Below are 15809 nucleotides of genomic sequence, written 5' to 3'. Positions count from 1 at the left end.
CATTTTGGGGGCTGCGAAACCACATATCAATTACATGGTGACCACGATGCCTACTTGAGCAACTGGCCCTATTTTCAGTAAGAATTCATCACAAAGACGAAGAAACGAAAGCTCGATCCAATCGACTGAAAAAGCGTCCTGCTCTCGAATAACGAACAAGCGAAATGTCAACTGGACAAAGGTATTGGTCGATTTTGCTCTAAAAATCTTGTTTTTCTCCAATTTCGCCTTAGTAATTTTGCTCTGAAAACTAAATGTCATTCTGACAGCATTCTTCAATTTTTGATCCAAAAATTTTCACCCAACCCCATCTGGAAAGTGAACTTTGGAACTGGAACTGACTATTGATCTGAACAATTTTTGTAGATCTGGAATTTATTTTTGGAAATAATTTTAAAAATTTATTAAAGAGTCCCTACTGGACCATTATTTTAATTTTCTAATAGCGGAATCGGAATCTGTGACACTTTTTATCACGAACTTGGCGTCAGTTTGAACTTTGAACAATTCTTCGAGAAAATGATAATGTCAAATTTTTTTTTTTTTTGGGGTCTTTTTCAAAATTTTTTATCTCAAGTTCTACTCGAGCGATTTTCATAAAAATTTACACAGTCGTACTGACTTCAATGCTCTATAAGATACATCAAAAATTTTGCTAAAATATACTGGGGGCAAAAAGTTATAAACCAAAAACTGACCCTACCCCACATAATTTCGTGATCTGAACTTGTACGGCAGGAATTTTTATAATTGACTCGAGAGTCCATACTGGACCAACTAGTTTAATTTGGAAGGAACTGATAAAGCAATCTGTGACAGTGACTATTGTGAATTTGAGTTTTGATCTGGGATATTGAAGACTTTGTAAAAAATCAGCTATTTTAATTTCAATTTTTTTTTTATTTACAATAATTCCTCATGTTATTTGACTCTCAACTAATTGGAAAGTTCGTTCTGAACGCAATAATGTATATTTTGATGGAAATGAATCTGGACAATGGTTTTAGTGAATATGGACTTGGGGGATCTGTGATCTAAAAACAATTTTTAATCCAAAAAGTCAATTTTTGTCTGTGGGACTTAGTCAATTTTTCCGGTGTGAAAGTGAATCGGGTGGAAAGTTGAGAAATTGCTTAAATATTGCATCATTCACGTCAAATTTATTATTTTTAAACTTAATAACGAGCCCGTACTGGGACTAAAATAATATTTTTCATTATTTTAGTCAACTTTGTGCCAATTAATCATTTTTCCTTCCAGAACGGAACTTAACATTGAAAACGGACTATATAACCAGAAATTCATACACAGTGATCTCACACTGTGGTCTCAATCATTTTTTTGACTCCAAAACAATCGGAAAAACATTTTTGATCAGAAGGCAGTACTTGCCAAACTTTTGCCGTATTTTCCGTATTTCGACAAACTTTGCAAAATGAGCTTCCAACGATCCCCAAATGGTAATGAACGCTCTAGGCACCAGTCAAACAATTTTCAAGACTCGGTTAACAATAGCCAGAGACGACCCACCCACCCTGATGACCAGTTTGACCCTCTTTCTGAGGAATTTGAGAATGACCCCCGTGATTCAGTAGCAGCTATGAGAGGTAGTGTTGATGGGCAAGGGGGAGTGGTAGCTACCCCTCGCTCAGGAGGTTCACAACAAGTTGCTCAACAGCAAGGTAACAGTCCAATGGATCTGTTTGAGCAATCTCAGTTCAGTGGCTTCTCTCCCGGGGCGGTGAACACCCCGCAAGTCGGTCACTCGGAACATAACCCGTACTGGGATTCCGAAAATGATCGCTTTTTTGATGCTCAGCCCCGTCCGGGTTCATCTGAGCGTCAAACGGACGCCGCCAATGAATTCCACGTAGCCGAAAGTGGTGGGAACGACCGCTTGCCCGCCTCTCTACGTCGAAATTCAAATTTCGACTTAGCTAGTGGCGGCTTCCAGCCCATCCAGCAGCAGCAGCGACCAAGTTCAGCTCATCCGCGACTGCCAAGACGAATTGTGGGTGATCCAGAGGGACCGGTGTACCTCCTTGAAGAAGGTGAATACGTGTCAGACGAGGATCGAGACTCCCAAGTACAACTCGACGCCACGTTTGAGTATCGACAGGGGAGCAGAATCACACCCGGGGCTAGCCGATTCGACCCGCCCTGGTTCAATCGACAACAAAGACCGCCAAGCGCTCAGCTACCACCGGGGATGTATGCGCAACGAGTTGTCGACCTGGTGGAGCTGGCTCGTAACAACCCCATCCAGCCTGGTGAAGAACAGATTCGATTTCCTGGGCCCCCGTCGAATTCGCGACTGCATGAACGGCGTTCTGCCGGTGTTCAGCATCACTACGATATGCCAGCAAGCCAAGATGACAGCGCAGAGCAACTCTTGAGCCCAAATGATCGCCGAAATGAATTGGTCACAATGGCACCTGGCCAAGACTCACGACCCACCGACAACGAGGGGTTTCGTCCAATGGCGCTCTGCCACGGCCCACCAGTTGGCAGCACCATTCGTGAGGGACCACCTAGGAACTTCTGGAACCTGACAGACAACGATGTCCCACGGAATTCACGCAACAACCGTCAACAACGCCCACTGGTGGATGTCCAGCAACGTCCGCCTGAAAACGATCAACAGCGGTTGCCGTACTTGGGACCCCCAGTCATCGAAGACGAACCATCAGATGATGAGCGTGAATCTCAGGCAAGCCGACAGCGCGAATCTCAGGCGAACCGACAAGGTCGTTCTGACCGCCCCGAACCGGCTGCCAATCAACAGAACGTGGTAGCACAGCAAGGAGTTGTCCAACCAAGAACAGAGGCAGCACCGGGTACAGCAGAAGCCAGGGCGTATCAGCAGAGTATTGGGCTCAACAATCTGCCGGGATTCTATGCGCGGATGATCATCGACAATCATCACGACTACTTCGAAGAGGTGGTCGACCAAATGCTGATTGATCGAGATGTGAACGTTGGAAGACGCGGACCACGAGTCCTGAACATGAACATCTCGGCAGATACACAAACGACGACACAAGCAACAAGCGATGGTCAATTGCAAGCTGGTACTCAGCCGTTCAACCTGCAAAGTCTTCTTGACGCACGGGAACAGCGGCAACCACGAAACGCTATCCAGCGAATTCAGCAAGAAGACAGGATACTGGAGTACATCTCACCCATACAAAGGTCGCGACCTCTGTCTCGGGGTGCCGTCTCGGTGCACAGCGACACAACGTCGGTATTCGCGCGAGAACTCGACGAAATTTATGAAGAACGCAGAGCGAGAGCAAGGGCAACGATGCGATCAACGCAAAGTGGTCCCCAGTCATCTACCCCAAATCAGCCGTCGCGCATGAGCCAACGTCATACTGACGATTTCGAAACAACACGACAACAGTCCGTTGGCACCAGGGTCTGCATGGTCCGCAACACAACACCGCATCCCCACAGTAATCCTATCAACAATCCACAGCAAGGACCAGCAACGAATGCGCGACAACAACAAGGAACGGCGACACTGCCGACACAACAAGGAACGAGACATCAGCCGCAGCACCAGGAACAACGACGAGTACACACGCTACACCGTCGTCACAGTGAGCAACCAAGACAAGTGCAACAGCCGGATGGACAGCCGCAACAGATTGCCGGACCGTCCCCACCGGTGTATGATCCGGCACAACAGCAATCACAGGCGAACGCCAACAGATCAACCGAGCGCGTACTGCGACGCAATGTTCCACCAACATCACGAAGTGAGGCCGACCTTCGAAACCAGGCACCTCCAGATGGCGAATATGTTTGGGAGTGCACCAATTTCAATCGGAATCCGAATTGTTGGGATTGCGAATTCAATCATCCTCACCCACCAATTCGTCACCGCTACAATACCCTACGGCAGCCACAACGTCAAACTGACGGGCTAGAAGAGGGGGAACTGGACGAACGGGAAAATGTTCGACGAGAGCGATCACTATCGCCGCGAGCAGCAGACTTGGTGCGACTGGGGTACACAAGAGCACAATGGGAGGAATATCTTGCAAGCACCGGCGGACACGAACGGATCTACGGTGTAGACGAACACCTGTGGGTGCCTGATTATGTTGGTGGTCCACACGTACCACCGCGACGGCAAAGACCACCTCCAGCATCGGTAACGCTGGGACACCCACCGAGTCAACGAGCAGCTACTCTGCCACGACCGAATGTCATGCCTGCCGAAGAACGGACACTGCCAAGACCGACGTTCATGACCGATGAAGAATGGAACGCGTACCGCGAGCACTACAGCCACGGTAGAACAAACCGACGAGTACAAGATCTGATGCCACCGAGCTTCACAAGACTAGAATGGGACGAGGTCCGTGGATATGACCCCGAGTTAGACGAGGAACCGAGGAACGAACCGGAACCAGCGCCACAACCAGCAGCAGCGCAAACGAGTGGAACCAGTATTGGTCGCGAAATCGCTGACGCCCTGACAGCTGCACTTCGACCGCAGCAAACGAACACGATCGATCTACGCGAAGTGCCGAACTATGATGGATCGCGCAACTTCACGTCGTGGATCTTCAAACTGAAGCGAATCTTGGACGCGAGACGGATCACCGACCCCTCGCAAAAATTGAGCATCTTGCGAGGCAAACTGAGGGATGCGGCATCCCACTTCTGGGACATCCAAGAGCAATACCGCCCAGATGACTTAGAGGATTGGGACACCGCAGTGGAGATTCTGAACAAACGGTATGGGCAGCCTACGGATGCTCTGACAGGGATCACGCGGATGAAGAACTGTGCACAAACGGGTACCCTGGAACAGTTCATCGACAAGATCTTTGAAGTATGGGTCGAAGCGATTGTGCCACTCAATTGGTCGGCAAAAGACAAGGAAGACCTGCTGGTAAAACACTTCCTTGAGGGATTGAACCCACGACTGGGATACCGACTCAATAACGGCATTCCCGGCACATTCGAAGAGATGAAAGAACGCGCCAGATTGATCGAACGGACTGAACCCGGACTGGGTAACGTTACGCCAGGTGACCGACAGCAACAAGGTACGCCAAGTGATGGTGCCCGTCGACGAGTATTACCTCCGTCGAATCAATCTACGAGGCCCCCACAACAGCAGGCACAACAACAATCACCTGCCCAGGGACATCAGCCTCGCTATGACCAGCAGCAACGGCAACCTGCGCGGACACTCCCGCGGTACAGTGGCACAAATACCCCGCACTGGGGCCAGGGTACTAATGCGAACCGCATTCCCGTGGGCACGAACCAAGGAACGGCGCCACCGCCGCAACAACAGGGGCAAGGAACACCAGTGAATCGCATTTGTCATAATTGTGGCCGGACGGGACACATTCGACGTGACTGTCCGTTACCACCGCGGCAACCGCATCAGCAACAACCTGGTAACGCAGCACCACCAACGGGTCGAGCGTGCTTCACATGTGGCAGCCCTGACCATATGAACCGTGACTGCCCACAACGGAACCAGAGCACAATCCCACAGTGGCGTGCCCCAAATACAAGTGTCCCATGGAGACCCCCACGGCAGCCATATTGCCACATTCACCGGAACAACGATCATTACACCAACATGTGCCCCAACCTACAGAGCGCAAACAGGGGTGAGACAGCAGTCAAACCCCCAGTCAGCACGGCAGCAGTGGAGGGACCACAGTTGCCACGGCAAGATTATTTGGCGGAAACCGATGACACCGTACTGGTGCAAGATGAGCGACAACAAAGTGAACGACGATTGACGCCAAACCACGGTCGAAACGTCATTACGGCCCCGTGGCATCAACGACCACAAACGCCGGCAACGACAGACAGCCCGACGTCTACCAATGTCGTCACAATGCAACCAGCCAGAAGTCGGGGATCATCGGCGCACTGCCGTATTCCAGAACGTCCACCACTAATCGAGTTGAATCGAGTGGCGCACATACCGAAACGCCACTACCTGTATATCTATCCGGTGATTGGATCAAAGCAAGTTCGCGCACTGATCGACAGCGGAGCACAGACGACGCTGATGCACCATGACGAGTACGAGAAGAAGTTCTCCAACTACAGGCTGACATACGAAGACATGGAATTCAAAGGGTTCAACAACGTCATCACGACGGAAACGACAGGCGTGTTCTACGCACCAATTACCATCAAAAACGTCACTCGCACCCTGCGAATCTATGTCCTTCCAAACCTCCAACACAGCATGCTGCTGGGAGACGACGCTCTTCGTGCATTCGGACTGATCCTGGACTACAAGAAGGAACAGGTCTACATTCAAGGACATCTGGTGGAAAGTTGGTCCGAGGATCTAGATTTTCCACGATACCATCCGCTAGAGAAGAAGGATCGTCCGCCACGACCGGTTGTAAGGAACGAGATTTACAACGTCTCCGTGAAACCTGTAACTGCAATCTGCAGAGTAACGCACAGCTTGAACATCCCACCACGAGCGATCATGCTCGCTCGCTGCAAAGTCATTGGGGATGAAATCGAAGACGGGGAACTGGTGGAAGTCCAACCCATAGCTGACGGACTTGAGGAAATGAACGTCATGTGTCCTCGAGTGGCCGCCACAGTCAGGGATGGAGTGGTATTCCTGCCATACACGAACATGGGCAACACGAGGGCGAGAATCCATGCTGGACGACGAGCGGGGATGGTAGAACCGGTCGAAGTGGTGCAGACTGTGCTATCACAACAAGACGCGCACGAGGCTATCAGCAATCTATACGGCGAAGACAACGATCCTTCAAACCGAACGGGTCCACGAACATCTGTCGTCTCACCGGAACGGATGGCGGCAATTGCCGACTTCAAAGATTGGTTGACAATGAAAGCGAAACAGGAAGGCCGCAACGTCGTACTGACGGATGGTCTTTCTGTCAACGAAGCGCAGCTCACTGACGAAGACAAATGGTATCTAGCCGTCCTGTTGAAAGAATACAGTGACGTCTTCACCGACGCTGAGGAACCCCCATCGGGCACAGCAATGGTCGAGCACGCCATCACTTTGAAGGACCCCAACCAGGAACCAATCAAACAACCCTACCGAAATTTACTCCATCACCGGAAAGTGATTTCGGAGGAAGTTGAAGCCAATCTGAAAAAGAAGATCATCCAGCCGTCCAACAGCCCGTGGGCATCACCGGTGGTGATCGTGCGAAAGAAGGATGGATCTATTCGGTTCTGTGTGGACTATCGGGGCCTGAACGCCGTCACGAAAAAGGATAGCTATCCGCTCCCACGCATCGACGAAACGCTGGCTGCGTTGAAGGGGTCAGTACTCTTCACCACTCTGGATCTGCAGTCGGCATACTCGCAGATCCCAGTGAAGAAAGAGGACATTGAGAAGACAGCGTTCTCCTGTCACGAGGGCCTGTTCGAATACGTCGTCATGCCGTTTGGTTTATCCAACGCGCCTGCAACTTTTCAGAGGCTGATGCAGTACGTGCTCAAAGGCTTGCTGATGGAATATTGCATGTGCTACCTTGATGATGTGGTCATTTTTTCCAACTCAGTGTGGGACCACCTCTACCACCTGGGAGAAGTTCTTCAACGACTGCGTACTGCAGGTCTTAAGCTGAAACCGACGAAATGTGCGTTCGCACAGAAGTCCGTCCAATTCTTGGGACACATCGTTTCTCAGAAAGGCATCGAAGCGGATCCGGAAAAAGTGACCAAAGTCCGAGACTGCGACTACCCGAAATCTGTGAAACAGGTGCGCCAATTTCTCGGGCTGACGGGATACTATAGAGCGTACATTGCGCGGTACGGCGAAATTGCAGCACCCCTCTACGACCTCACACAGGCGTGCCCTCAAAACTTGTCGTTCGCCAAACGCTGGACTCCTGAAGCGGCTCACGCATTTGACACGCTGAAGGAACGACTCACCGAAGCTCCCGTACTGGGATATCCGGACATCAACCGGCCATTCAAACTCTACACCGATGCAAGCAACGTAGGCCTCGGCTATGTCTTGGCTCAGATTGACGAGAGTGGCACAGAAAGGGTAATCCATTTTGGAAGCAAGAAACTGACCGAAACGGAAACGCGCTATGCGGTCACTGAGAAAGAATGCCTGGCTGTTGTCAGAGGATTTATCGTTTTCCGGCAATACCTCATCGGTAGCGTGGTCACCGTCTACACTGATCACCTGCCTTTGGTTCGCATCCTGGATAGATCTCGACGAGCCGACGACATCACACCACGCCTTCTGCGTATGGCCATGATGATCGCCGAATACGAATACACGATCCAGTACAAGCCGGGGAAATACCACCTCAATGCGGACGCGTGTTCTCGACCACCTATCGTTCCGATCGACACTGACGACGAAGTCGAACCGCTGAAAAAGATCGCGATCAAGAAGAAGCAGATCAAAGCAATGATGGTCGCAGTACGCGAATGGCAAGACGAAGGCCCCGAGGGACAAGCCCGTATCCGAGAGCTCCACCTGCTGACCAGGTTGTGTCAACGCGAGATCGCGATCACTCGGAATGCAATGCCGGTCAACGTCGCCACACAGACGCGAGCGCCGAAAGCTATTGCCACGGTGACAGAATCCGTACTGGATCCCACCGACGATTGTCTCAATGCAGTGGCTCGGTTGATGGACGAGAAACAGACGGACGCAACGGTGGATAAGGGTACGAAAAACGGTATTCTGCCGAAAACAACGAAGAAGAGCAAACGGAGAACCGCAGGACAAATGGTCACGATTGCGGCATTTCAGAAAGGAATCCAGAACTTGGACGACAGCCTCGACACAGATGAATCAGGAGACACCTCGGAAGTACCGGTGGATGAAGACAAGTATCAACCAAGAGGTGCTACAATCCAAGTCCGTCGAGGGGATTCTCCCCCACCACGACCCATGAAGAATCCAGCACCACCACGGCCGGGATATGGGTATTTTGTCACGGATTCTGGGACGGAGGAAGAAATCACGCCGTCTACCAGAGCGGAACTACGAGAAATGCGACGCGGCGCACCACCAGAGCAACCGGCGTATCGTTTGGCTCGACCAGGGGTTTGGGAACCGTGTGAAGATTGCGACGCCAGCGATGAAATCGGGGAACCGCACTACGCGGATAGACTAGCCGAAGCAGACGGCGCCTTGAAAGCCGATCTGGCTAAGGATGCACAGGACATGGCAGATGGTCGAGGATTTACGTTTTTCGACATTGAAATGCCCTGGAGCAAAAGTGACCTAATGGATGCCCAGCAAGATGACGATGAATGGAGCGATCTCATCGCCTACCTGGAATCAACAGTCATCCCATACGGATTAGACGCGAGCCAAATCACACGACTGGAAGGCATGGAACCGTACTACACCATGTGGGATGGTATCCTGTTCCGCATGAAACGCAAAAAGAAACCTTCAGTCCAAGAGCGGATCGAACTGCAACTTGTCGTGCCCGCGGTATTCCGATACCCGTTGATGGAATCGATCCACACCACGAAGTATGGTGGACATCAGGGATGGCGCACTGCCCTTGCCAAACTTCAGACCCGGTATTACTGGCCACAAATGGGGAAAGACATGAAGTTGTACGTCGAGCACTGTATACCATGTATGCGCCACAAGGACAACGAGCAACGACGACACCCACTGGAGCCCATCCGGGCCATGGCACCGTTCCAAATGGTCGCGATCGACGTCATGGGACCCTTCAAAAACGAGTCGACACGAGGAAATCGCTACATCATTTCCTTCATGGATTATTTCACGAAGTGGCCCGAAGCATTCCCTACCAGGGACCACAAGACATCGACGATCCTCCGCCTGCTACACGAACACATCGTGCCACGACACGGTGTACCACGCGTTCTGATCTCCGATAACGCACCAGAATTTCTGGCGGACACATGGATCCGAGAAACCGCAGCGTTGGGACTGCATGCGTGCTACACATCCCCGTACCATCACCAAGCCAACGGGCTTGTCGAACGCTGGAACCGCACTCTGCTGGACATGCTACGACCGATGACGGAATTGGAACCCGATCGCTGGGATGAATACGTACCGGCAGCATTATTTGCGTACCGCAACACTGTCCATGCGTCTACGGGGAACACTCCATTCTTCCTCATGTACGGACGTGATCCAAAAATGCCGGGGGACAACGCTCTCTACGACGTCAACGAGGGAGTTTTCCGCACCGACTACGGGGAGAACCTGATGAACAAGTTGACCGCAGCATGGGAAGTGGCGGCGCAGAAGAACAAAGAAATGCAGAAGCACTACAAGTTCATGTACGACCGCAGAACGAAGGAACGCGATTTTCGCGCGGGGGACTTGGTGCTCCAACACACAAGCTCCAAAACCGGGGGACGACGAAAGGAAAAGTTCCACCCCATTTTCGACCGGCTTTTTCGTGTCATGGCGGTTGACGGGTCCCGCATCAAATTGGCCCGTGTCGGACAACCCATCGTCAATGCAGACTGGTACAACACCATGGAGTTCAAGCACTTCATGGGCGACGAAGAAGCCTATGTCAACTACGAAGCGCGAATCCATGCCCGTGGACCCATCAGCGGTGACAAACGGTGCATTGACGATGACGCTATTTGCGACCATTGTGAACGCACTTTTAGCGCAGACGTCGACAGTGGTCTACCCTCGGAGTGGATCTCGTGCGACGGATGCTACGGATGGTTCCACACACAATGCGTTGGCAGAGACCCAAGCTACTCCAGCTGGGAATGCGATAGATGCCGACGAATCACAAATCGGCAGACGAGTGACTGAAGTAACGAAGTGCCAACGTCGTTCTGACGCTACCTGTTCACTTATAAAAATTATCTTATTAATTATTATTCTGGGAATTAGTATGATTATATTCGAAACAATTAAAATACTTAGACAAGATGACTATTATTATTTTTCTTTCAGCCAAGAACTCCACACTGGAGCAAATCAGGAACTCCACACTGGAGCAAACCGGGAACTCCATACTGGAGCGAAAGGGTCACAAGTAAAAGGCATTAACGGAGTCCCAATGACGGAAATATGGAAGATGTCCGGGGGACGCGTACTCGCGTTCGCCCGCAGAGAGGCGACTACTGAAGGTGATCCTCACCATCCGACACGATTTTGGACCAACATCTGCCACACGGGACGAATTTTCGGCTATCCCGCTGGGTTGGCATCACGACTGCTGTATGTCGACAGCATCACAATGGAGCAGCAAGCGGGGTACTTTCTCAAGTACGAGTCCTGCAACCCGATGGCAGCATTCGCGCTGGAACTCATCACCGGCACTATAACGGCCGACGAACTCAACGCGCGAACGGTGGAACCTGGAAACCCGAACTGGGTAAAGGGTCTGCCGTGCGTGCAGAAGTATCCGTTGATTCTTGACGTGGTACCACCAGCAGTCTTAGAGTCAACGCCGGACAAGGACGTCGAATACATTCGGTACATCGTCACGAGGACCATAACTGGACTCATCATCGTGTGGGATGTCGCCTGGATGCAGTTTCAAGAGCCTCAAATTCTGGTATCATTCCTGTTGGGGACAATGGTGAAGCCCGTATGGGATATGCTCCGCATCGCACTGCTGTGGAAGCAGCAATTCCCGGACACGCAAGGAATCAAACGAATGGTGGAAGTGAAGCCACGGCTCCACGCCGGTGCCTTCCCGGAGGACATCATCAACCTCGGTCCTGAGGAATTGTCGGCGATTCACTTCGACACACCACCGATGGAACAACAAGTGTCGGTGGGACGGTTGGAACATTTCACCTGGGCACGGCGTCCTGCCGGGGTTTCTGAGGAAAAATGGCTCCCGCGTACCGATGAGGAGGATGAAGCCAAACTCCTCACGATGTTTCAAAAAGTCGTTCTGACTACGGACTATTTCGGATTGGCAATGTCTCGATCCCAGTACAGTGGGGGAGATCATCAGAACGACCCTCTGTCGGACGACGGACACTGGCAATTCGCGAAACAATCAGTGACCGACCTGTTCGTCAAGGATGATCCAGCAGCCTTTGACATTGATCCGGAATGGAGGTCGTACGGAATGCGAACACTGTTGCGTGCCCAAGTGTGTCAATCGGCGTGGGACGAATTCGGGGGGTACGACGAACGACCACACCATGCGTGTTGGTACGACGCTGCTGTCCGACCGATCCAACCGATGACGCGAGCCGACGTCATGAACGGGGGAATCTTCTGTGGGCTACCCAAGGCCTACAGTGAAGAAGCTGATCGACGGGAATTAGAGATGAAGCAACGGTCTATTACCGACGGGTACCTGGAGTACCCCCAGTGGGCTCAAGACGCCTCCATCATCGCCAACCGAGGCACAATCAGAACTCCACCTCTGGAGCCGGAGCGCGCTGAAGCGAATGACGACGAAGGACCGATTCACCCGCGAAGTCCGGAGAAGTTCGGTAACAAAAAGGGAATGGAGCTGGATCCCATGTCACACACGCAGTGGGCAGCGAGGTGGCAAATTGAAGACGACACGACTAGCCGCTTCCATGATGAACTGACACCTGGGGGAGGCAAGACAGCGAACATCCACATCGGGGCAACCGACGCCATGGAAGTCACGTGGCAAGCGTACGGCAAAGTCGACTCGGACTGCTCCGAAGAGCTGGAAACAGGGGAGCCACGAATAGCCGAAGAAGATTGGTATGCCGTCTACCAACACAACTACCAGCCAACGATCGACGCAATGCTCCGCCAACTCGAAGCTCGAGAAGCACACGACATCGCACCGTACGTCGCACGACGCCGCACCAGACGAGCCAACGAAAGAGATCGCCGCGGTCTCATCGTTCCAACGAAAACTCGGCTCCACCAATGTATCACCGAGGAGCAGTTTCAAGAGGCGATGGACCACGAATGGCCGACGAAGCGCGTCTTTGGGAAACGACATGCTATGGCGTACATATCCGGACGCACGTTCCAACCACCATCGTTGGATGACCTACCGTCGGGTATTAATGCCGCACTGGCAATCCGGGCGTACATCCTGTACCTTCACCGACGGGCCATCCGACAGGACAATGAGTTCCCGAACGCGAAAGGAGTACGGGCGATGTACAACCCGCGACCTGCCCCTGCGACACCGTTGTGGAACGCGGCACAACCGGATGTGCGACCTCAGAAACGGATACCAACGGCGACTGCTAACGTGACGGAAGAGGAGATGCCACAAGTGAAAGGAGCCCAAGCGGTCCAACAACCCCCAGCCAACGAACCCATGGATCAAACACCACCGGTGGATCCCAACAACGCGGTGCCACCACGACAACGACCGCTCACCAAGACACGGTCACAAGACTCAAAACGGTATCACAGCAGCAGTGGGCCTACCAGCGACGACGACGATGACACTGCCGGCGCCGTGGCAGGGAAAGCCGTACTGGCTAAAGCTGCGGTACCACCACCTCCTCCACCAGCGACCAACGGTAAAACACAATCGTTTGAGGAGACGATCTGGCCGATCGTGCAACAGTTGGCAGTGAACCTCAATCAATTGACGGTACACTCGCGACAAGTTCACGAACAATTTGAGCAGGAACAAAAGGAAAAGAAACGGCTGAAAGACCTAGAGACAGCAGCTGCTAAGTCAAAAGGGCGTACTGCCTATGACGTCGTCAAAGAAGCTCGGCCAATCCCAGTGATTGACCTGGAGCCGAACGATCAATTGTCAGGAGTAAACCCGGACGCGAACCGGAATGAACAACTCCACGTCGCGCCGATCTACGTATCAACGGCTGCCAACCGCCAAGGGATTAACGCCAATCACGACTATCAACGACAACTTGGTGCTCAAGTGATCGCGTACAACGCGGAATATCCGGGACGATTTCCGTTTCCGGATATGACCGAAGCCATTGAGTGCGTGCGCGACATCGAAGAATACACGAAGACCGGGTGGAACGTTGACCGCCCCACAGTCAGCAAGGAAACGGAGGCAGCGGTGACGGCCAACTGGAACGACTTTAACCAGTTGAAGAAGTTCGACGAGCGGAAACAAAAGGACGTCGCAAAATTGGTTCGCGAAGCGATTAAACGAATGCAGGTCTTGCAAGTCCAACTGGAAGCGGCTAACCTCCAGACGCGGATGGCGAAAGAAAACGCAATGCAGCGGGAACAGGTTCATATCCAACGGAACCGGGACGCTAACGCAAGAACGGAGGCTGTAATAACACTGTTCCAACAATACTACAGAGAAGCGTTAGCCGAAGTCGGGACCGCAGCCGCGGCATTGGTGCCCGCACCACTTGGACCTGCATGGGGCAGCAACCAACCAGTGCAGCGAGACGAACCCCGTTTTGGGCTTACTCATGGATCTGATGATGGACCGCGCTTGCGTGGTCAGAAGGGTCCGCCAACAACAGAGAAACCACCGTTGAATCCCAGCCTGCGACATTCACCCGACGATGTCAGGAATGTGCGACGGCGAATCGATGTGACGGACGACAATAACCGGCAACCAACGGGAGTGCGGAGGGACGACTTTACGATCCCAAAGCAACCGACAGGGAAACCTGGTTCGTCACGACGCGAAAGACATGACAGACCAAAGACACGAACGGCGTCCTGCCAAGATCAACAACGGTCCTCACGCAAACAGGAGCGACCCTTACGACAATGCGACGATGACAAGAACAGCCAACGGTCGCAACGGAATAGAACCAGGGGGGACGCATCCACGTCGCGACAACGAGATGGCGAAGGCGTTCTGCCTCAGACATCGTCCCGCCGACACCGCGGGAACGACTCGACCTCTGGTCGGGCGTCGCCGCCCAAGAAGGGACGACATGTGGAGGTAGACTCAACGACAGTAGGAACGTCGACGACAGGCCTCAGGATAACAGTGTCGGGTCCAATTCCCCCGCCGGACGGACCCGACGTTTACGTCAATCAACACAAGGACACTACAAACCCGCCATCGACCGTCGTAGTGCGAGTGAAGAACGGTCTCCAACGATGGGAAGGCTACTACTGGCCGGAGGATTACGTCGTAGGATGCCCGCAAGAGGAGGAAGCCGAGTACTGGCTGTCCAGGGGTAAAAACCCGCCCGACTGGTACCCTAACCCGACCGCACGACAAGCGTGGGAATTCGAAGCGCGACACCCACAACTAGCAGCCATCTACCGAGCTCAACTCGAAGAGGCCCCAGCCATGCAACAACAGCAGCCTGAACAAACCGCAGCAACATCACAACAAGCACCCCAACCTGTACCACCCCCAACACAACAACCGGCGCCAACACCACAGCAACAACAACAACCCAAGCCGTCTAACCCTAGCGACGAACCAGAGATTCTGGAAATTGACACGGGTGAAGACGACTTGGCCGAACAAGAAAGGACGGGGGCACGACGACGCGTGGTCCTCAACAAGGATACTCAACAACAACAACCACAACAGAAACCTCGTACTGAGGCACACCAGCGACGCAGTTCCAGCGAACGTGACCGGATTCGGGAGTCGGAGCGACTCCGACAACTCCAGATGGAAAAGGATCGCGAACAAAAGGCCATCGAAGATCGCGAGTACCGGGAACGACAAGCTCGAGAACTTGCCGAGCAGGAGCAACTGAAACAGCAACAAAAGCAACAACAACACGAACAACAACAACAACTCCTCAAACAGCAACAGGATGACGCACAACTACAGGCGTTTCAACAACAACAACTTCAACAACATGAACAACAGCAACAATCCCAACAACAACCCCAACAACAACCGCAACAAACCCAACAGCAACAACAGAGATGGCAACCCACTATTGGGCAAAAGCAC

The 15809-nt window shown here is 52.4% G+C and carries 2 protein-coding genes; both read left to right on the top strand.

Features of this window, described 5'->3' with window-relative positions; all coding sequences use genetic code 11:
* Positions 1 to 1693 precede the first annotated feature (1693 nt).
* Entirely contained in the window at positions 1694 to 10786 is a 9093-nt protein-coding gene (locus ACZIYX_RS22265; RefSeq protein ID WP_462684468.1) for a reverse transcriptase domain-containing protein, read from the top strand.
* 82 nt (positions 10787 to 10868) lie between these two features.
* Positions 10869 to 15809: hypothetical protein (locus ACZIYX_RS22260; protein WP_462684467.1), on the top strand; the 4941-nt coding region annotated here is incomplete at its 3' end.

Source organism: Aquimarina sp. (assembly GCF_977115655.1).
This window is presented reverse-complemented; position numbering and strand designations above follow the sequence as displayed.

Excerpts from the sequence above, each read along its gene's own strand:
- ACZIYX_RS22265 (WP_462684468.1), top strand. The coding sequence starts at position 1,694 with ATGGATCTGTTTGAGCAATCTCAGTTCAGTGGCTTCTCTCCCGGGGCG.